The sequence below is a fragment of the Micromonospora sp. WMMA1996 genome (genome assembly GCF_002573675.1).
Taxonomy (GTDB): domain Bacteria; phylum Actinomycetota; class Actinomycetes; order Mycobacteriales; family Micromonosporaceae; genus Micromonospora; species Micromonospora sediminicola.
The window spans coordinates 529391-549605 of record NZ_PDHU01000001.1 but is presented as its reverse complement, the minus strand read 5'-3'; the positions used below and the strand labels follow the sequence as shown (position 1 = coordinate 549605).

Genomic DNA, 20215 nt, shown 5'->3' with positions numbered 1-20215 from the left:
CACGTGTGACGCAGATCCTTCGTGCCGTGACGAGATGTGTCACTACCCGGGATCGGTTTGTGACCACTCCGTGACACGGATCGGCCGTCGTCGTCACGTGCGCCGTGTTAAACGTCGATGTCTGCTGACCGTTCGGCCGATGTGGACGGCCGGCCCAGCAACTCGGGCGCCTGCGGCTGACGGGGGGCCAGCTCGACCTGCGCCGGCGTGGGCAGCTCGTCGTCGGAGACGCCCAGCTCGGCGAGCTTGCGGGCGCTGACCAGCACCCGGGCCTCCAGGGAGCCGACCGCGCGGTTGTAGGCCGTCACCGCGCCGCTCAGCGAACTGCCCAGCTTGCCGACGTGGTCGCCCAGGGTGGACAGCCGCCCGTAGAGCTCGCGGGCCAGCGAGTGGACGGTCGCCGCGTTGCGCGCCAGCGCCTCCTGCCGCCAGGAGTAGGCCACCGTGCGCAGCAGCGCCACCAGCGTGGCCGGCGTGGCCAGCACCACGTTGCGGGCGAACGCGTGCTCCAGCAGCGTCGGGTCGCGTTGCAACGCCACGTCGAGGAACGGGTCGGCCGGCACGAACAGCACCACGAACTCGGGGGTCTGGTCGAAGGCCGACCAGTAGGACTTGGCGGCGAGACCGTCGACGTGCGCCCGCAGGTGCCGGGCGTGCGCGTCGAGGTGGGTGTCGCGCCCGCGCTCGTCGCGCGCCTCCATCGCGGTCAGGTAGGCGTCGAACGGCGCCTTCGCGTCGACCACCACGGTGCGCCCGCCGTGCAGGCGCACCAACAGGTCGGGGCGGACCCCCTGCTGGTCGGTGGCGGCGGTGACCTGCTCGCTGAAGTCGCAGTGCTCCAGCAGGCCGGCCGCCTCGACGATCCGCCGGAGCTGGTGCTCGCCCCACCGGCCACGCACCTGCGGCGCGCGCAGCGCGGCGACCAGCTGCTTGGTCTCGGTGCGCAGCTCGCCGGAGACCGCGCTCATCGAGCGCACCTGCTCACGCAGCTCGGCGTAGGCGTCGACCCGGTCGCGCTCCAGCTCGGCGACGCGTTGCTCGTAGCGGCGGAGCGTGTCGTGCAGCGGCGCCACCGCGCGCGCCACCGCCTCCTGGGACTGCGCGGTCGCCTCGTAGCTGAGCGCCCGCATGGACTGCTCCAGCCGCCCCTCGCCGGCCTGGGCGGCGGCCAGCGTCGCCTCCAGGCGGGCGACGTCGGCCGCGGCCCGCCCGCGGGCCGCCAGCCAGCCCACCGCGCCGCCCGCGGCGAGGCAGAGCACCACCACGGCCAGCGTCGAGAAGCTCATGGCAGAAAGCTTGCCAAACGGGTACGACGTGCGCGCGCTGGGTACGTTCGAGGTCATGGAAGTTGCCCTGTGGGTGTTCCTGATCGTGATGCTCGGAGGTGCGCTGGTGTTCTGGCGGTGGGGGAGCAGGTCCCGTCGGGCCGACGAGATGGCGGACGCCCGCGCCGAGGCGCAGCGCTGGTACGAGCGGCTGGGCGGTCAGCTGATGAACCTGCACGGGGACGCCCCGGCGGTCCGGCAGGCGCTCGCCGACGCCGGTGAGCGGTACAACGCGGCCGGCTCGCAGCTGGAGCAGGCGCGCACCCCGCACCAGTTCGCGCTGGCCCGGGAGACCGCGCTGGAGGGGCTGGCGTACATCCGGGCGGCGCGGACGGCGATGGGCATCGACCCGGGCCCGGAGCTGCCGCCGCTGGCCGCCGCCCGCGGCGCCGGCATGCTCACCAAGGAGCGCGAGGTCGACGTACAGGGCCAGACGTTCCGCGCCGGCCCGCAGCCGGGGAACCGGACGCCCTACTACTACCCCGGCGGCCACATGCAGGGCCGGCCGGTGCCGGCCGGCTGGTACTCGACGCCGTGGTGGAAGACCGCGCTCGGAGCGGGCGCCGGCGTGCTCGGCGGCATGCTGATCGCGGACGCGCTCTTCTCGCCCGCGTTCGCCGACCCCGGGTACGACGCCGGCTACCAGGAAGGCTTCGGCGACGGTCAGGACTTCGGCGACCAGGGCGGCGACATGGGCGGTGGGGATATGGGCGGCGGTGGTGACTACGCCGGAGGCGACTTCGGCGGTGGCGGGGACTTCGGCGGCGGCGACTTCGGTGGCGGAGATTTCGGCGGCGGCGACTGGTAGCGCGTGCCGCGCGCCGAGCGCGTGGTTAAGAAGGGCCCCCTCTTATGCACGAGGCGTTAAGAGGGGGCCCTTCCTTACACCTCAGCCGGTGTTGCGCATGCCGGCGGCGATGCCGTTGACAGTGGTCAGCAGCGCCCGCTCCAGCGCCGTGCCGTCGTTCGGCGCCCGTCGGCCGCCCGGCGCGGTCGCCACCGCCCGGCCGGCGGCGCCGGACTCGCGGTACTGCCGCAGCAGCGCCACCTGGAGGTGGTGCAGCGGCTCCAGGTACGTGTCCCGCACGGCGAGCGTGCGCTGGAGGACCGGCGAGTTCTCCAGCAGGGCCGGCGAGGCGGTGACCGCCAGCACCTCCCGCTTGGTCAGCTCGTACTCCTGCTCGATCGTCGAGAAGATCGGGTGCAGCTTCTTCGGGACCAGCGTCTCGACGTAGCGGCGGGCGATGCTCAGGTCGGTCTTGGTCAACATCATCTCGACGTTCGACAGGAACGTGCGGAAGAAGTGCCAGTTCCGGTTCATCTCGGCGAGCACGTCGGCCAGGCCCGCCTCCCGCGCGGCGGCCAGCCCGGACCCCACGCCGAACCAGCCCGGCACGATCTGCCGGGTCTGGGTCCAGCCGAACACCCACGGAATGGCCCGCAGGCCGGACAGGCCGGCGCCGGTGTTCGGGCGCTTCGCCGGCCGGGAGCCGATGTTCAGCGCGCCGAGCAGCTCGGTCGGGGTCGACGCCCAGAAGTACGCCGGCAGGTCCGGGTCCTCGACCAGGGACCTGTAGGACCCGAAGGCGGCCCCGGACACCACGTCCATCGCCGCGTCCCAGCGCTCCAGCATCTCGGCCGGCTGCCGGGGCGCGGTGTGCAGCAGCGTGGCCTGGAGCACGGCGGCCACGGTCAGCTCCAGGTTCTCCCGGGCCAGCGCCGGCAGCGTGTACTTGTCGGAGATGACCTCGCCCTGCTCGGTCACCTTGATCGCGCCGTCCAGCGTGCCGTAGGGCTGGGCCAGGATCGCGTCGTGGGTGGGGCCGCCGCCCCGGCCGACCGTGCCGCCCCGGCCGTGGAACAAGCGCAGGTGCACGCCGTGCCGGGCGGCCACGTCCCGCAGCGCCCGCTGGGCCCGGTGGATGGACCACTGGCTGGTGGTGATCCCGGCCTCCTTGTTGGAGTCGGAGTAGCCCAGCATCACCTCCTGGACGTCACCGCGCGCCGCGACCAGCGCCCGGTAGGCCGGCAGCGACAGCAGCTCGTCGAGCAGCTCGCCGCCGGCGTTCAGCTCGGCCGGGGTCTCCAGCAGCGGCACGATGCCGATCCGGGCCCGCCCGCTGTGCACGTCGACCAGGCCGGCCTCGCGGGCCAGCACCACGGCGGCGAGCACGTCGTCCACGCCCAGGGTCATCGAGATGATGTAGGACTCGATGACCTCGGGGCCGAACCGGTCCTGCGCCTCGCGGATCGCGGAGAACACGTCGAACGTCTTGCGCGCCGCCTCGGTGAGCGGGCTGTCCTGGGTGGAGAGCGGCCGGCGGCCGGTCAGCTCGTCGGCGAGCAGCTTGGTGCGCTCCAGCCGGGTCAGCGACGGATAGTCGGAGACCTCGCCGACCGCCTCGTAGAGCTGGGCCAGCACCTCGTGGTGCTTCTCCGCGTGCTCCCGGATGTCCATGGTCGCCAGGTGCAGCCCGAACGCGGAGACGGTACGGATGGTCGAGGCGAGCCGACCCACGGCGGTGAGCTGCCCGGAGTTGCGGGCCAGCGACGCGCGCAGCAGCTCCAGGTCGGCGATCAGCTCGGTCGAGCCCTGGTAGTCGCGGCCCGGCACGTGCGGGGTGCCGGCGCGCAGCCGCTCCCGGGTGTTGGCCAGCTTGGCCTTCACGCAGCGCGCCTTGAGCCGGTAGGGCTCCTCGGCGTTGACCCGGCGGAACCGGGGCGCCACCTCGGGCAGCGCGTCCAGGTCCTTGGCCAGGCTGGCGGAGAGGTCGAGCGAGACCGCGCGCAGCCGGCGGGAGACGCTGACCTCGCTGATCAGCTCGTCCATCGCCTTCTCGGTGGCCTCGATGCCGTGCTCGTGCTGGATCCGCAGCACCTCGCGGGTGACCGTCGGGGTGACGAACGGGTTGCCGTCGCGGTCGCCGCCGATCCAGGTGCCGAAGGTCAGCGGGCGGGCGGTCGGTGAGGTCTCCACGCCGAGCGTGCGCAGCGTGTCGGCGAGGTCGTCGAGGACCTGCGGCGCGGCCTCGGCGTGCAGGTCGCGCAGGTAGTAGATGGCGTTGCGGGCCTCGTCGGTCGGGTCCGGCCGGTCGAGCCGCAGCTCGTCGGTCTGCCACATCAGGTCGAGCAGCTCGGCGAGGCGGCGGTTGGCCGGGCCCTCGTCGCTGGCGCCGTAGAGGATCGCGTTGGCGGTCTCGGTGTCCAGCTCGTCCGCCACCGCGCGCAGCTTGGACAGGATGGAGCGGCGGGCCGCCTCGGTGGGGTGGGCGGTGAAGACCGGGCGTACGGCGAGCCGGCGGGCCGCCGCGGCGATCTCCTCGGCCGGCACGCCGCGCTCGGCGATCATCTTGGCGGCCTGGTCCAGCCAGCCGCCGTGGGTGGCGCGCCGGCGACGCAGGTCGCGGGCGCGGTGCACCTGCTCGGTGATGTTGGCCAGGTGGAAGTAGGTGGAGAAGGCGCGGGCCAGCTTCGTGCCGGTGGTGACGTCGAGCCCGGCGAGGCGCTGGGCCGCGGCCGGCGCGTCGGAGCGGACCTGGGCGCGGATCTCCTCGACCAGGTCGAGCAGCGGCCGGCCCTCCTGACGGGCCAGGGTCTGCCCGAGCAGCGTGCCGAGGCGGCGGATGTCGGCCCGGAGAGCGGCGTCGGGGCCGTCGTGGTCGTGCTGGTCGGTCACGGTTGCGCTCCTTACGCGAGGACGAAGGACAGCGCTGTCCGACTCCCCTGGATGGTATCCGCGTGGGCCCCGACGGCAGGAGGGGGACGGCGTGATGATCTGCACTCTGGGACGGGCCGGCAGGTCAGCGCTCGGCCGCGGCGTGCCGTCCCGAACCGGTCCGCGCGGCGCGTCGGCGGGCCCGGAACATCGTGGCGGTGAGCAGACCGGCCAGGCCGGCGACCACCCAGACCAGCAGCCCGGTCAGTGCCCAGCCGCCGCCCCGCCAGTCGAAGTAGATCGCCGACTTGAGCAGGTCGGTGGCGAGCCCGGGGACGTTCCAGCGGTGCATCCCGCGCAGGAACGGCGGCAGGAACTCGGGCGCGTAGATGCCCCCGGAGCCGGGGTTGCCGAGCACCACCAGCAGCAGGATCACGATGCCGGTGCCGAGCAGCCCGAGCCACGCCTGCACGGCCGACGCGACCATCCCGGCGGCGAACGCGGCGAGCGCGCCCACCACCGCGATCGTGCCCACGTCGTGCGGGAAGACGTCCAGCACGGGCCCGACCAGCACCGCCCCGATGACGCCGAGCAGGACGGAGTGGACGGCGAGCGTGGCGATCCGCAACCCGGCCCGGCGCAGGCTGCCCGGGCTGGTGCCGAGCGAGATGCCCAGCGCCGTGGAGGCCAGGTAGCCGCCGAGGACCACGCCGACCGCCAGGTAGAACGGGACCAGGCCGCGCGGGTCGCCGCCGGAGACCGGCACCTCGTCGGTGACCGCCAGCGGCACGCCGGCCTGCCGGGCCGCCTCGGTGAACACCTCGGTGACGAGTTCGGTGGCGGCGGGCGCGCCGGCGCTGGCCGTGGCCAGGGTCAGGCCGCCGCCCGGGGCGGAGCCGAGCACGGCGTACACCGAGCGGTCGTTGAGGCCGTCGTCGGCACGTTCCCGGCTGTCGTACCCGACGGGTTTGACGATGTCGGTGCGGGCGCGGACGGCCGACATCACGGCCTGCGCCTGCTGGTCGGTCGTCACCACGGCGACCGGCACGTCCTTCGGGTCCGGCTTGTGCAACGCGCCGACGTAGGCGGCGATGAACGCGCTGGCCAGCGCCAGGGTGCCGAGGACCAGCGCCGCCGTGCGGGGCAGCCAGTCCCGGGTACGCAGCTCCGCCTCGTCGTCCACGGGCTCAGCCTATTGCCGGCATATGCCCGGCTCGTGGCGTTTCGCGGGGCGGAAATCGCTGGTGCCGGCCGATAGCGTTCGGATCATGACGCCGCCGCGCTATCCCACCAAGCCGAAGCCGGGCGACCGGGTCGCCGTCGTCTCACCCTCCGCCGGCCTGCCGGGCCTCTTCCCGCACGTGTACGAGCTGGGCCTGCGCCGGCTCCGCGACGAGCTGGGGCTGGAGCCGGTGGAATATCCGACCACCCGGCGGATGGGCGCCGACCCCCGGGACCGGGCCCGGGACCTGACCGCCGCGTTCGCGGACCCGACGATCACCGCGGTGCTCGCCACCATCGGCGGGGACGACCTGATCACGGTCACCCCGTTCCTCGACGACGAGGTGATCCGGGCCAACCCGAAGCCCTACTTCGGCTACTCCGACAACACCAACGTGCTCAACCACCTGCACAGGCTGGGAATCGTCGCCTACCACGGCGGCTCGGTGCTGGTGCACCTCGGCCGGCCGGGCAGCCCGCACCCGCTGACGCTCGACTCGCTGCGCGCCGCGCTGTTCACCTCCGGCTGGTACGACCTGGCCCCGGCCGCCGACTGGGGCGACGAGACGCTCGACTGGGGCGACCCGCGGACGTTGACCGAGGAGCCGCCGATGCTCCCGGGCGAGGGCTGGCGCTGGCACGGGCCGGATCGGGTCGTGACGGGCCGGACCTGGGGCGGCAACCTGGAGATCGTGCACTGGTTGGCCGCCGCCGACCGGATCCCGTCCGCCGCCGAGCTGGCCGGCTCGGTGCTGCTCGTGGAGACCTCGGAGGAGATGCCGCCGGCCGAGGAGGTCTTCCGGATGGTGCGGAACCTGGGCGAGCGCGGGCTGCTCGCCGGCTGCCCGGCGATCGTGGTCGGCCGCCCCAAGGCGTGGAACTTCGACCGCCGACTGTCGGTCCCGGAGCGGATGGCCTGGGCCGAGGAGCAGCGGGCGGCGATCCTGCGGGCGGTCGGGCCGTACGCCGACGACCCGGTGGTGGTCTTCGACGTCGACCTGGGTCACACCGACCCGCAACTGATCGTTCCGTACGGCGGGGAGATCCGGGTGGACGCGGTCGAACGCCGCATCGCGGTCCGCTACTGACGCCGGCCCCGCTCCGGCCGGGTCAGTCGTCGAGGACGGCGAAGGCGCGGACCGGGAAGGTGCCCATGCCGGCCACCCTCGGCGGGGCGGCGGTGAACCGGAATCCGGTCGGCGGCAGCGCGCCCAGGCCGGTCAGGTGCTCCACGATCGGGATGCCGGCGGCCAGCAGGGCGCTGTGCGCCGGTCGTTCGCCGGCCGCCGCCGGGGTCATGTCGTCGATGTTGATCGAGTCGATGCCGACCAGCGCCGCGCCGGCCTCGACCAGCCAGTCGGCGCCGTCGGCGGTCAGGTAGGGCGCCAGCGGGCCGGCGTACGCGTCGGTGCCGAAGTGCGCGTCCCAGCCGGTGTCCAGCAGAACCGCCCGCCCGGTGACCTCGTAGGGGGCGAGGAGCAGCCGGTCCACCGCCCGGGTGCCGGCCGGGACGCGCACCACCAGGCCGGGCAGGTCGGCCAGCCGGTCCAGCGGGATCCCGGTCAGATCGGGCCCGTCGGCCCAGCGGTGCGACGGCGTGTCGACGTAGGTGCCGGTGTTGGCGATCATGTCGATCCGCGCGACGTGGAACTCGACGCCCGGCGCGTACCGCTCCCGGGACGCCTCCCGGGTCAGCCAGTCGGTGATCCGCGGCCCCGGCCAGCCCGGCAGCGTGACCAGGCCGTCGGTGATCTCGTGGCTCAGCTCGACCAGGCGCCGCCCGCCGGGGGCCGCGGCGGCGACGCCGCGCCCGCCCTTGTGCGGCTCCTCCACCACGGTCCGGTTGCTGATCCGCACCTCGCCGACCATGAGCAGCCCGAGGTGCCGCACGAGCAGCGCCGCCAACTCGTCGTCGGTGATCCCGGGGCCCGGCACGTCCAGCCGGAACCCTTCGGTACGCAGCCCACCGCCGTTGGCGAAGCGGACCTCGGCGTCGAAGACCGCCCGGTATTCCCCCGTCATGTCTCCACCGCACCATGTCGACGCGCCCCGGTCAAGATCATGGGGGAGGTGCCGCAGGGGGGGGAGTGCGGCACCTCCGCGGCACGCCGTGAACCGGCGGCGCAGGACCGGCTTCGGGTGTCGGGCCTCCCCGAACAGGCCCGCGTACCCCTGGCCGGGTCGCCATCTCCCCATGGCGACCCGGGCCGGGCTGACGGGATCCATCCTCGCCGGACCCGACCGGGCGGTTCTTGAAGAATCTTGCTCGGATCGTCGAGCGAACGTTCAGGCGGCGTCCAGGTCGGCCTCGCCGGCGGCGAAGAGCCGGCGCAGCCGGGCCGGCGGGTGCCCCACCTGCTCCCGGACCACCCGGGTCAGGTGCGCCTGGTCCGCGAAGCCGTACGTGGCGGCGACCTCGCCCAGCGGCGGGCCGTCGCCGTCGGCCAGCACGTCCAGCAGGGAGCGGACCCGCAGCCGGTTCCGGTATGCGGTGAGACTCTGCCCGGTGACCCGCTGGAACACCCGGCTCAGGTGGTGCGGTGAGCAGCCCACCTGGGCGGCGACGTCGGTCAGTCCGAGCCGGGAGTCGGACGCGGCCAGCACCTCGCGCGCCCGGTCGGCCAGCCGGCGGTGCGCGGCGAGCGTGGCCGGTCGGCGTCGGACCGCCCGTTCGATCTCGGCTCCCGGCTCGCCCGCGCCGACCGGGCTGGCCGCCAGCAGCCGGCCCAGGAAGCGGTGCACCCGCTCGGTGAACTCGAACCGGTCCAGCCCGGCCGCCGCGCGGGCCACCAGCATCCGGTGCTCCAGGTCGAGCCGCTCGTCGACGCTGCCGTCCCAGCCGCGCCGACCCAGCCACCGGTCGGTGTCCGGCCGCTCGCCGAGCAGCTCCGGGGACAGCTCCAGGCAGGTGTAGACGTCGCCGTCACCCAGCGGGTGCGCGGCGTACATCTCGTCGCCGGGGCGGGTGAGCAGGACCGAGGTGGCGTCCACCACGCTGACCTGGCCGTTGAGCCGGCGCAGGGAGACCCCCGAGCGGCCGAGGAAGACCCGGTGCCCCAGGTCCCGCGCCGGCCCGTGCCAGCCGGGGTCCTCGACCACGCACCGCACCTGGTAGAGCAGCATGCCGGGGGCGACCCCTAGGACCCGCCAGCGGCCCGGCGTGGTTCGGGTCCGGGGATCACTACCGACCTGTTCCGGCATTGCCCCTCCCCTTCCGGCCTACGCGGTGCCACCGGAGATTGTCCCCGGCGCGGGATAGTCTCGACAGGTGCACCCCCCGTCCGGCTGGACGCGGGGTCCTCGTCGTGTCGAGCCGCTGGAAGTGATCACTGATGCTCACCGGACTCTTCTCCGCCGCCCTGGCCGACCCCGGGCTGGCCCGGGCGCGTGACCTGGCGCGCTCCGGTGCCGCCCGGGTCGACGGCCTCGACCTCACCGCCCCCGCCGCGCTGCGCCCGTTCGCGGTGGCCGCCGTCGCCGCCGACGAGCCGGCCGGCGGCGCGGGCCGGCCGGTGCTCGCGGTCACCGCCACCACCCGCGAGGCCGACGACCTGGCCTCCGCGCTGGGCAGCCTGCTGCCGCCGGAGCAGGTGGCGGTCTTCCCGTCCTGGGAGACGCTGCCGCACGAGCGGCTCTCGCCCCGCTCCGACACGGTCGGGCGGCGGCTCGCGGTGCTGCGCCGGCTGGCCCACCCCGACTCGGCCGACGCGCACGGGCGCACCGGGCCGCTGCGGGTGGTCGTGGCGCCGGTGCGGTCGCTGCTCCAGCCGCAGCTCAAGGGCCTCGGCGACCTCGAACCGGTGCAGCTCGCCGCGGGCGACGAGGCGGACCTGGAGGAGGTCGCGCGCCGGCTCACCGACATGGCGTACGCCCGGGTCGACCTGGTCACCAAGCGCGGCGAGTTCGCGGTGCGCGGCGGGATCCTGGACGTCTTCCCGCCGACCGACGAGCACCCGTCCCGGGTCGAGTTCTGGGGCGACGAGGTGGAGGAGATCCGCACCTTCGCCGTCGCCGACCAGCGCACCATCGAGGGGGTCGCGCAGCTGTGGGCGCCGCCGTGCCGGGAGCTGCTGCTCACCCCGTCGGTCCGGAAGCGGGCCGCCGCGCTCGCCGCCGAGCATCCCGAGCTGGCCGAGATCCTGGACAAGCTGGCCGAGGGCATCCCGGTCGAGGGGATGGAGTCGCTGGCCCCGGCCCTGATCGGCGCCGACGCGCTGGAGTTGCTGGTCGACTGCATGCCGGCCGGCACCCACCTGCTGCTCTGCGACCCGGAGCGGATCCGCACCCGGGCGCACGACCTGGTCCGTACCTCGGAGGAGTTCCTCCAGGCCAGCTGGGCCGCGGCCGCCGTCGGCGGCCAGGCCCCGGTCGACCTCGGCGCCGCCGCCTTCAAGACCCTGGCCGAGGTACGCACGGCGGCCCGCGCCCTGGGCCAGCCCTGGTGGACGCTCGCCCCGTTCGGTCTGGTCGAGGCCGACGCGGCGCCGGCCCGGCAGCCCTGGGAGGACGCGCCGACGGAGGTCGACGTCACCCCGGACGACGCCATCGCGGTGACCCTGGCCGCCCAGCCCGCTCCGCTCTACCACGGCGAGACCGCCCGGGTGGTCGACGACCTGAAGCGCTGGGCCGGTGAGGGCTGGTCGATCGCGCTGGTCTTCGAGGGCCACGGCCCCGCCCAGCGGGCCGTCGAGGTGCTCCGCGACGCCGGCCTCGGCGCCCGGCTCACCGAGGAGGTGCCCGCCGCGCCCGCCCCGGGCGAGGTGCTCGTCTCCTGCGGCTGCCTGACCGCCGGGTTCGTCGACGAGGCGTCGAAGTTCGTGCTGCTGACCGGCGACGACGTCACCGGCGGCCGGGGCACCTCCACCCGCGACATGCGCAAGATGCCCAGCCGGCGACGCAACACCATCGACCCGCTGGAGCTGAAGGCCGGCGACTTCGTGGTGCACGAGCAGCACGGCATCGGCCGCTACGTCGAGCTGGTGCAGCGCACGGTCAACGGCGCCAGCCGCGAATACCTGGTCATCGAGTACGCGGCGAGCAAGCGCGGCCAGCCCGGCGACCGCCTCTTCGTCCCCACCGACCAGCTCGACCAGCTCTCCCGCTACGTCGGCGGCGAGCAGCCCACGCTGCACAAGATGGGCGGCTCGGACTGGCAGAAGTCCAAGGCCCGGGCGCGCAAGGCGGTCCGCGAGATCGCCGCCCAGCTGATCCAGCTCTACGCCGCGCGCAAGGCGTCCAAGGGGCACAACTTCGGTCCGGACACCCCCTGGCAGCGGGAGCTGGAGGACGCGTTCCCCTGGCAGGAGACGCCGGACCAGATGGCCGCCATCGAGGAGGTCAAGCGGGACATGGAGCAGACCGTCCCGATGGACCGGCTGATCTGCGGCGACGTGGGCTACGGCAAGACCGAGATCGCGGTCCGGGCGGCGTTCAAGGCGGTGCAGGACGGCAAGCAGGTGGCGGTGCTGGTGCCCACCACCCTGCTGGTGCAGCAGCACTACAACACGTTCGCCGAGCGGATGAGCCAGTTTCCGGTCAACATCCGGCAGCTCTCCCGGTTCCAGACCCCGAAGGAGTCCGAGCGGACGCTGGAGATGGTCGCCGACGGCAGCGTCGACATCGTCATCGGCACCCACCGGCTGCTCCAGGCGGCCACCCGGTTCAAGCAGCTCGGGCTGGTCATCATCGACGAGGAGCAGCGCTTCGGCGTCGAGCACAAGGAGCACCTGAAGACGCTGCGCGCCTCGGTCGACGTGCTCGCCATGTCGGCCACCCCGATCCCCCGGACGCTGGAGATGGCGATCACCGGCATCCGGGAGATGTCCACCATCGCCACCCCGCCGGAGGAGCGGCACCCGGTGCTGACGTTCGTCGGGGCGTACGACGACCGGCAGGTGGCCGCCTCCATCCACCGTGAGCTGCTGCGCGACGGGCAGGTCTTCTACCTGCACAACCGGGTCGAGTCGATCGACCGGGCGGCCCGCCGGCTCCGCGAGCTGGTGCCCGAGGCCCGGGTGGCGGTGGCGCACGGCCAGATGGGCGAGGAGGCGCTGGAGAAGGTGATGGTCGGCTTCTGGGAGAAGGAGTTCGACGTCCTCGTCTGCACCACGATCGTCGAGTCCGGCATCGACATCCCCAACGCCAACACGCTGATCGTCGAGCGCGCCGACCTGCTCGGCCTGGCCCAGCTGCACCAGATCCGGGGCCGCGTCGGCCGGGGCCGGGAGCGGGCCTACGCCTACTTCCTCTACCCGGCGGACAAGCCGCTCACCGAGAACGCGCACGAGCGGCTGGCCACCATCGCGCAGCACACCGAGCTGGGCGCCGGCATGTACGTGGCGATGAAGGACCTGGAGATCCGGGGCGCCGGCAACCTGCTCGGCGGCGAGCAGTCCGGCCACATCGAGGGCGTCGGCTTCGACCTGTACGTCCGGATGGTCGGCGAGGCCGTGTCCGCCTTCAAGGGCGAGAGCACGGAGGAGGAGACGGAGGTCAAGGTCGACCTGCCGATCGACGCGCACCTGCCGCACGACTACGTGGCGGTGGAGCGCCTGCGGCTGGAGATGTACCGCAAGCTCGCCGAGGCGCGCGACTCCGAGCGGCTGCGCGAGGTGGTCGCCGAGATGACCGACCGCTACGGCGAGCCGCCCGCGCCGGTGCAGAACCTGGTGGCGGTGGCGCGGTTCCGGCTGCTGGCCCGCCGCTACGGCCTCACCGACGTGTCGATGCAGGGCAAGCACATCCGGTTCGGTCCGCTGCCGCTGCCCGACTCGAAGCAGATGCGGCTCAAGCGCTACCACCCGGACTCGGTCTACAAGCAGGCGCTAGACCAGGTCAGCGTGCCGCGACCGAGCACCCGCCGGATCGGCGGCGAGCCGCTGCGCGACCAGGCGCTGCTGGAGTGGTGCGGTCAGCTCCTCTCCGACGTCCTGGGCGAGCCCGAGGAGCTGGCCGGTTCTGCCAGCCCCGCAGTGGCGAGCGGCCGGTGACACAGCGAGCCCGAGGAGCTGGCCGGTTCTGCCAGCCCCGCAGTGGCGAGCGGCCGGTGACACAGCGAGCCCGAGGAGCTGGCCGGTTCTGCCAGCCCCGCAGTGGCGAGCGGGCGGTGACACAGCGAGCCGGCGGCGGCGCAGCCGGCCGGGGTGGGGGCGCGGTGAGGTGGGCGGCGTCACAGCCGGGTACGGGGCGTGAGAGAGTGACCGTCATGCGTGCTCGCCGTCTCCTCGCCGCCACCAGCGTCGCGGCCCTCGCCGCGCTCTCCCTCGCCGCCTGTGGCCGGTCCGCCCCGGACGTCGCCGCCTACGTCGGTGACCGGACCTACTCCGTCGACCGGGTGGACACGATCCACGACGAGGCCCAGACCGCGTACGCGGCCTCGGTGCGCGACGCCGCGGCGCAGCAGGGCGCGACCCCGTCGCCGGAGCAGCTCAAGCTGAACGTGGACCGCCAGGACGTCCTCAACCTGCTGATCGGCATCGACCTGGGCAAGCGGGTCGCCGAGGAGAAGAAGATCCCGGTGCAGGACCAGCTCACCGCCGAGCAGCTCGGCAAGGAGCTGGGCGTGCCCAACACCGAGTACGCGACGCTCGCCGCCGAGTGGTACGACCTCTACCTGGCCCTGGAGCGCGGCCTGCCGCCGGCGGAGCTGAGCGACGGGTCGCGGACCGACCTGTACGACGCGCTGGTCAAGGCCGGGGTGGCCCCGGCCGGGTGGTCGGCCGAGGAGCAGCGCAAGCAGTTCGCCGAGGCCGCCTTCACCCGGCAGGTCGGTGCGGTGAGCGTGGCGCTGCGGGACGAGGTGCGCAAGCTCGACGTGACCGTCAACCCGCGCTTCCCGACGTTGGAGATCCCGGCGCTGCTCCAGACGCAGGGCGGGTTCCGCCAGTACGACCTGCCGTACGTGGACGGCGCGGACCAGGTGACCGACGTCTCCACCCCGGAGCCGGAGTCGACCGGGCCGGAGTCGGTCGAGCCGAACGCGTCGGTGGCGCCCTGAGCATGACGGCACGCATCGTCCTCCTGGTCACCTCGCCCCGGCTGCCCGCCGGCCTGCTGACCTCGGCCGCCTGGGACGCCGTACGCTCCGCGCCGGTCTTCGCCGGCGCGGAGAGCGAGCTGACCCGGGTGGTCCGGATGGCCGGCGCCGAGGTGAGCGTGCTGACCGAGGGCGCGACGCAGGCGCTGCTGGACGCGGTGTCGGCGCACGGTGGCGCGGTGTGGCTGGCCGGCCCGGCCGGTGACGAGCCGCTCGCCCGCGAGCTGGGGTTGCGGCTGGCCCGCGAGCCGGGCCTGGCCGAGTTGGAGCTGATGTACGGCTCGTGGGACCCGCCCGGCGCCCGGCTGCTCGACGCGGTCGAGGTGATGGACCGGCTGGCCTCGCCCGGCGGCGACCCGTGGAAGCGGGCGCAGACCCACCGCAGCCTGGCCGGGTTCCTGCTCGAGGAGTGCTACGAGGCGTACGACGCGATCAGCGCCGACGACACCGACGCGCTGCGTGAGGAACTGGGCGACGTGCTGCTCCAGGTGCTGCTGCACGCCCGGCTGGCCGAGAACCTGCCGGAGGGCGAGAGCTGGACCGTCGACGACGTGGCCGGTGGCCTGGTCGACAAGATGGTGCGGCGCAACCCGCACGTGTTCTCCGGCGAGCGGGCCGGCTCGATCGAGGAGATCGAGGCGAACTGGGAGCGGATCAAGCGGGCCGAGAAGACCCGCGACTCGGTGCTGGACGGCATCGCGTTGAGCCAGCCCGCGCTGGCCCTGGCCGCGAAGATCCTGGACCGGGCCGGCCGGGTCGGGCTGGCCGTGCCGCCGCCGCTGGCCGAGTCCCAGGTGGACGCGGAGGCACGCCTCGGCGCGAGCCTGCTGTCCACGGTCGCCGCCGCCCGGCAGGCCGGAATCGACCCGGAGGCGGCGCTCCGGCGCGCCACCCTGGCCTACGCCGAAGCCGTCCGAGCCGCCGAACACCCCACCCCCACCAACCCTCCCGCCTGACCCCCACCCCCGCGATCTTGCACTTGCGGCTCTCCCGACGTCGCAAACACCCCATTCGCCGGGGCGCGAAGTGCAAGATCGCCGAGGCTGTCCGCCCAGCCCGGCCCCATCGACCAAGCCCCGCCGGGAAGCGGGACTCGCGGCCCACATCGCAGAAAGGCGGTAGGAAAGTACCCCTATAGGGGCCGTTTCCTACCAAGATCTACCGCGCTCGGCCGGGGCGGGGGGCCAGATTCGGTGACCGAGGAGCTTGTGTCGGGAGGGGCGCCGGGGGAGACGCGAAGTCCTTGATCAATGCGACGGCGGGGGCAGTGGGAGGGCGGGGCCCGGCGGCGCGGTCGGTAGGGTTTCGGTATGGAAGCGTTCGTGCCGCTGGCGGAGCGGATCGTCGAGGCGTTGCTGGAGAGCCGGCCCGGGCTGGCCACCGCCGCCGGAGACCACCGCTACGACGACCGGCTGCCCGACCTCTCCGCCGACGCGCTCGCCGCCGACCAGGCGATGCTGAAGGACGCGGCCGACGCGCTCTCCGAGATCGACCCGGACACGCTCGACGTCGAGGAGAGCGTCGACCACGCGCTGCTCAGCAGCCTGGTCGACCGCGGGCTGTTCGAGGCGACCGAGATCCGCGGCCACGAGTGGGACCCGCTGCGCCACAATCCCGGCCCGCTGCTGCACGCGTTGCTGGCCCGCCCCTACGCCCCGGTCGAGGAGCGCCTGACCCACCTGGCGGGGCGCCTCGCCGCCGTACCGGACGCCCTGGCCACCGCGCGCGCGACGCTGCGCGACATGCCGCGGATCCACGCCGAGACGGCGGTCGGGCAGTTCACCGGCACGGCGGCCCTGGTCCGCGACGAGGTGCCCGCGCTGCTCGCCCAGGCGCCGGCGCTGCGCGACCGGGTCGGCCCGGCCGCCACGGCGGCGATCGCCGCGCTGGACGAGTTCGTGGCCTGGCTGCGTCTCGGCCTGGCCGCCGACGCGGGTCCCGGGCGTGACCCCCGGCTGGGTCGGCGACGCTGGGAGGCGCGGCTCTGGCACACGCTCGACACCGAGCTGGGCGCCGCCGAGGTCCAGCGCCGCGCCTGGGCCAACCTCGACCGGGTCACCGAGGAGATCCGGGCGGCGGCCGTCGAGCTGGTCGGCGGTCCGGCCGACGACGAGACGGTACGCCGGGCGCTGGACCTGCTGGCCGCCGAGCACCCGGACGACGCCACCATCGTCGACCTCGCCTCCGTCACGCTCGACGAGGCGAGTGACTTCGTCCGCCGGCACGACCTGGTGAGCCTGGTCGACGACCCGTGCGTGATCCAGGAGATGCCGGAGTTCGCCCGGGGGGTGGCGGTGGCCTACTGCGACTCGCCCGGCCCGCTGGAGACGGCCGACGTGCCGACGTTCTACTGCATCGCGCCCACCCCGGCGGACTGGCCGGCGCAGCGGGTCGAGTCGTTCTACCGGGAGTACAACGACCACATGATCCGCAATCTGACCGTGCACGAGGCGATGCCGGGTCACTTCCTCCAGCTCGCCCACGCGCGGCGCCACGCCGGGCCGACCCGGGTGCGCGCGCTCACCGAGTCGGGTGTGTTCATCGAGGGGTGGGCGGTCTACACCGAGGAGCTGATGGCCGGGCTCGGCTTCGGTGGGCTGCCGGTGCGCCTGCAACAGCTCAAGATGCAGCTCCGGATGACCATCAACGCGCTGCTCGACCAGCTCGTGCACTGCGACGACCTGCCCGAGTCGGAGGCGATGGCGCTGATGACCGGGCGCGGCTTCCAGGAGGAGGGCGAGGCGGCCGGCAAGTGGCGGCGCGCGTTGCTCACCTCCACCCAGCTCTCCACCTACTTCGTCGGCTACAGCGAGATGGCCGACATCGCCGCCGCGCGACCCGCCGACGTGCCGGTCCGGGAGTGGCACGACGCGATGCTGGCGCACGACTGCCCGCCCCCGCGTCACCTGCGTACGCTGCTGGGGCTCTGACGGGTCAACCGCGCGCGACCACCGCGTCGATCAGCCAGCGGGACAGGGAGTACGCCGGCGGCAGCTCGGCCGGTAACGCGTCCACCGGGAACCAGCGGGCCTCGGTCAGCTCCGCCCGGTCGACCACCGGCTCCGCGGCCGGATCGGTCACGGTGGCGATGAAACCGGCGAGCAGCGTGCCCGGCCCGGACAGCGCCCACGGCTGGCTGTCCACGTACGCGGGGCGGTCCAGCGTCAGGCCGACCTCCTCGGCGACCTCGCGGTGCACCGCCGCCTCCAGCGACTCGCCCGCCTCGACGAAGCCGGCGACGAGCGCCCACAGCTCCGTCGGCCCGTGGGCGTGCCGGACCAGCAGAAGCTCGCCCGGGCGGGTGATCGCGGTCAGCACCGCGACGGAGAGCGGCAGGTAGCCGGTCAGCCCGCACGTCGGGCAGCGCCGCGCGGTCTCGCCCGGCACGTCGGCCAGCTCGGCCCGGCAGGCCCCGCACCACCGGTGCGTACGCCGCCAGGTGACCACGGCGAGCGCGCGCCCCGCCAGGTCCGCTGCGGCGGCGGGTAGTTCGGCCGCGAGGCCGCGCCAGCTCCGCCACCGGCCGGGCAGGGAGTCCGGGTCGCTGACCTCGGTCGCCCAGGCCGGCACCCCGTCCAGCGCGCCGACCGCCACCCAGCCGGTCCGGGCGGGCAGTTCGCCGATCCGCGGCAGTCGACCGTCGGCGCCGGTCAGCAGCTTCCGTCCGGCCACCGCGAGGGCCAGGTCGTCCGGTTCCGGCGGCCGCGCGTGGTCGGCGACGGGACGGAAGCCCGGTGCGTCGGCGGCGCGGGACGTGGGGCTTCCGGTGCCGCCGGGGTTCACGACGTGGTGGTGCGGCGGTCGACCACGCCGGCGCCGGCCGGCACCGCGAACGCGGCGGCCTCGACCGTCTCGGTGTAGCGGCTCAGCGTCATTTCGGCCGGCTTGCCGTCGAGCCGGCCGGTGAAGCTGCCCAGCACCCCCTCGTTGGTCACGCAGGCGGTGAAGCGTTCCCCGGCGTTCGTGACGTCGACGCAGGTGGCGTGGTGCCCGGCCAGCGTGGTGTCGCTCTGCGTGATGACCGCCTCGGGCCGCAGCGCGGCGTCGGTGAGTAGCCGGATCACCGCCGGCGGGGTGACCAGGCCCTGCTTGCGGGCCTCGTCGTAGACGATCACGGACGGCTTGCCGGCGGTGAGCAACGGCGGGGACACGGTGCAGGAGGTGCGGGTGGCGGTGCTCGCGCACCGGGTCACCGCCTCCTGGGTCACCGTGATCTTGCCGCCGGGCCAGGTGTAGGTGGAGCGGAGCGGCTCCTCGGTCTGGGCGATCGAGGCGGTCCGCCCGCCGTCGAGCTGGTATTCCGCGGCCCAGGTCTGCTCCAGCGCCCGGTCCATCCGCGCGGCGAGGTCGTTGACCAGATCGGCCCGCCCGAGGGCGACCCCCGCGTCGTCCAGGGCCTGGCATCCGGTGACCGAGAGCGACACGATGACCGAGGCGGCGAGCACACGGAGAGTCGTCGAGGCGGCAGGCATGATGCCCAGCCTTGTCGATCGACGCAACCTCTCGCAAACCCGTTGCCGGTTGACGCCCGGTAATCCGGGAATGTCCGTCTCAGCTCGCGCCGTGGGGTCCGCCCCGAGCGGCGTACGGGAGGGCGGGGACCGATACGCTGCGTTCAACACCTGCCTCAGCCGCACCGTCGCGGCCCATACCGGACCGGAACCACACAAACGAGGAGCGACTCAGTGGCAACCATCGAGGGAATCGTCGCCCGGGAGATCCTGGACTCGCGGGGCAACCCGACGGTCGAGGTCGAGGTCGGGCTCGACGACGGCACGATCGCCCGCGCCGCGGTGCCGTCCGGCGCCTCCACCGGCGCCTTCGAGGCGGTCGAGCTGCGCGACGGTGACAAGGACCGCTACCTGGGCAAGGGCGTCGAGAAGGCCGTCGCCAACATCGAGGACCGGATCGTCGACCAGCTCATCGGCTACGAGGCCAGTGAGCAGCGGCTGATCGACCAGAAGATGATCGACATCGACGGCTCGGACAACAAGGGCGAGTTGGGCGCCAACGCCATCCTCGGCGTCTCCCTGGCCGTGGCGAAGGCCGCCGCCGGCAGCGCCGAGCTGAGCCTCTTCCGCTACCTGGGCGGCCCGAACGCGCACCTGCTCCCGGTGCCGATGATGAACATCCTCAACGGTGGCGCGCACGCCGACTCGAACGTCGACATCCAGGAGTTCATGATCGCGCCGATCGGCGCGCCGACGTTCCGGGACGCGCTGCGCTCCGGCGCCGAGGTCTACCACGCGCTGAAGACGGTGCTGAAGAAGAAGGACCTGTCGACCGGGCTCGGTGACGAGGGCGGCTTCGCCCCGAACCTGCCCACCAACGCCGCCGCGCTGGACCTGATCGCCGAGGCGGTCGAGAAGGCCGGCTACCGGCTCGGCACCGACATCGTCTTCGCGCTCGACGTGGCCGCCACCGAGTTCTTCGACAACGGCAGCTACACGTTCGAGGGCAGCGCCAAGAGCGCCGAGGAGATGAGCAACTACTACACCAAGCTGGCCGGCGACTACCCGATCGTGTCCATCGAGGACCCGCTGGCCGAGGACGACTGGAGCGGCTGGGCCACCCTGACCGCCGCGCTGGGCGACCGGATCCAGATCGTCGGCGACGACCTGTTCGTGACCAACCCGCAGCGCATCGCCCGGGGCATCGCCGAGCAGGCCGCCAACGCGGTGCTGGTCAAGGTCAACCAGATCGGCTCGCTCACCGAGACGCTGGACGCCGTGGACCTGGCCCACCGGGCCGGCTTCCGGTGCATGATGAGCCACCGTTCCGGCGAGACCGAGGACACCACCATCGCCGACCTGGCGGTCGCCACCGGCTGCGGGCAGATCAAGACCGGCGCGCCGGCCCGCTCCGACCGGGTGGCCAAGTACAACCAGCTGCTCCGGATCGAGGAGGAGCTGGCCGACGCGGCGCGGTACGCCGGCGCCGGCGCGTTCCCGCGTTACCGTTCGGCCTGAGGCCGACGCT

14 protein-coding genes are annotated in these 20215 nt (G+C 73.8%); 7 read left to right on the top strand and 7 right to left on the bottom strand.

Annotated elements, in window-relative coordinates; all coding sequences use genetic code 11:
* Nucleotides 1-107 precede the first annotated feature (107 nt).
* Nucleotides 108-1286 carry a DNA recombination protein RmuC gene (locus COO58_RS02595; RefSeq protein ID WP_098743686.1) on the bottom strand — a complete coding sequence of 393 codons (1179 nt, stop codon included), beginning with the start codon at nucleotides 1284-1286 and terminating at the stop codon, nucleotides 108-110.
* 55 nt (nucleotides 1287-1341) lie between these two features.
* On the opposite strand from COO58_RS02595, the gene COO58_RS02590 reads away from it, so the two are divergent.
* A complete protein-coding gene (locus COO58_RS02590; protein ID WP_091584187.1) occupies nucleotides 1342-2133 on the top strand; it encodes a hypothetical protein in 792 nt (263 codons plus the stop codon).
* 81 nt (nucleotides 2134-2214) lie between these two features.
* Here the strand turns inward: COO58_RS02590 and ppc are convergent, their stop codons facing one another.
* Both ppc and COO58_RS02580 read right to left on the bottom strand, forming a co-directional pair.
* The gene (ppc, locus tag COO58_RS02585; protein ID WP_098743684.1) at nucleotides 2215-5001 is read right to left on the bottom strand and encodes a phosphoenolpyruvate carboxylase; all 2787 of its coding nucleotides are present in this window, start codon (nucleotides 4999-5001) and stop codon (nucleotides 2215-2217) included.
* 124 nt (nucleotides 5002-5125) lie between these two features.
* On the bottom strand, nucleotides 5126-6163 hold the full coding sequence (locus COO58_RS02580) for a hypothetical protein (protein ID WP_091582032.1): 1038 nt from the start codon (nucleotides 6161-6163) through the stop codon (nucleotides 5126-5128).
* Nucleotides 6164-6248: 85 nt separating this feature from the next.
* Here COO58_RS02580 and COO58_RS02575 point away from each other — a divergent pair, with 85 nt between their 5' ends.
* On the top strand, nucleotides 6249-7289 hold the full coding sequence (locus COO58_RS02575) for a S66 peptidase family protein (RefSeq protein WP_098743683.1): 1041 nt from the start codon (nucleotides 6249-6251) through the stop codon (nucleotides 7287-7289).
* Nucleotides 7290-7311: 22 nt separating this feature from the next.
* Here the strand turns inward: COO58_RS02575 and COO58_RS02570 are convergent, their stop codons facing one another.
* Both COO58_RS02570 and COO58_RS02565 read right to left on the bottom strand, forming a co-directional pair.
* Nucleotides 7312-8223, bottom strand: coding sequence for a cyclase family protein (locus tag COO58_RS02570; protein WP_091582024.1), 912 nt, complete (start codon nucleotides 8221-8223; stop codon nucleotides 7312-7314).
* 264 nt (nucleotides 8224-8487) lie between these two features.
* Entirely contained in the window at nucleotides 8488-9402 is a 915-nt protein-coding gene (locus COO58_RS02565; RefSeq protein ID WP_141561846.1) for an AraC family transcriptional regulator, read from the bottom strand.
* Nucleotides 9403-9533: 131 nt separating this feature from the next.
* Between COO58_RS02565 and mfd the strand changes: the two genes are divergently transcribed.
* From mfd to COO58_RS02545, 4 genes are all read left to right on the top strand, one after another.
* The gene (mfd, locus tag COO58_RS02560) at nucleotides 9534-13190 is read left to right on the top strand and encodes a transcription-repair coupling factor (protein WP_098743679.1); all 3657 of its coding nucleotides are present in this window, start codon (nucleotides 9534-9536) and stop codon (nucleotides 13188-13190) included.
* 215 nt (nucleotides 13191-13405) lie between these two features.
* Nucleotides 13406-14197 carry a hypothetical protein gene (locus tag COO58_RS02555; protein ID WP_091584184.1) on the top strand — a complete coding sequence of 264 codons (792 nt, stop codon included), beginning with the start codon at nucleotides 13406-13408 and terminating at the stop codon, nucleotides 14195-14197.
* A gap of 2 nt (nucleotides 14198-14199) precedes the next feature.
* Nucleotides 14200-15192, top strand: a complete 993-nt coding sequence (locus COO58_RS02550; RefSeq protein WP_098743678.1) for a nucleoside triphosphate pyrophosphohydrolase — start codon at nucleotides 14200-14202, stop codon at nucleotides 15190-15192.
* 354 nt (nucleotides 15193-15546) lie between these two features.
* Nucleotides 15547-17166 (top strand): DUF885 domain-containing protein, encoded by a 1620-nt coding sequence (locus COO58_RS02545; protein WP_091582012.1) that lies wholly within the window; start codon nucleotides 15547-15549, stop codon nucleotides 17164-17166.
* 4 nt (nucleotides 17167-17170) lie between these two features.
* Here the strand turns inward: COO58_RS02545 and nudC are convergent, their stop codons facing one another.
* Entirely contained in the window at nucleotides 17171-18019 is an 849-nt protein-coding gene (nudC, locus tag COO58_RS02540) for an NAD(+) diphosphatase (RefSeq protein WP_098743676.1), read from the bottom strand.
* Nucleotides 18016-18708 (bottom strand): hypothetical protein, encoded by a 693-nt coding sequence (locus COO58_RS02535; protein WP_098743675.1) that lies wholly within the window; start codon nucleotides 18706-18708, stop codon nucleotides 18016-18018. The genes nudC and COO58_RS02535 overlap by 4 nt, the downstream gene beginning before the upstream one ends.
* A gap of 213 nt (nucleotides 18709-18921) precedes the next feature.
* Here COO58_RS02535 and eno point away from each other — a divergent pair, with 213 nt between their 5' ends.
* Nucleotides 18922-20205 carry a phosphopyruvate hydratase gene (gene eno / locus COO58_RS02530; RefSeq protein WP_091582000.1) on the top strand — a complete coding sequence of 428 codons (1284 nt, stop codon included), beginning with the start codon at nucleotides 18922-18924 and terminating at the stop codon, nucleotides 20203-20205.
* Nucleotides 20206-20215: the final 10 nt, after the last annotated feature.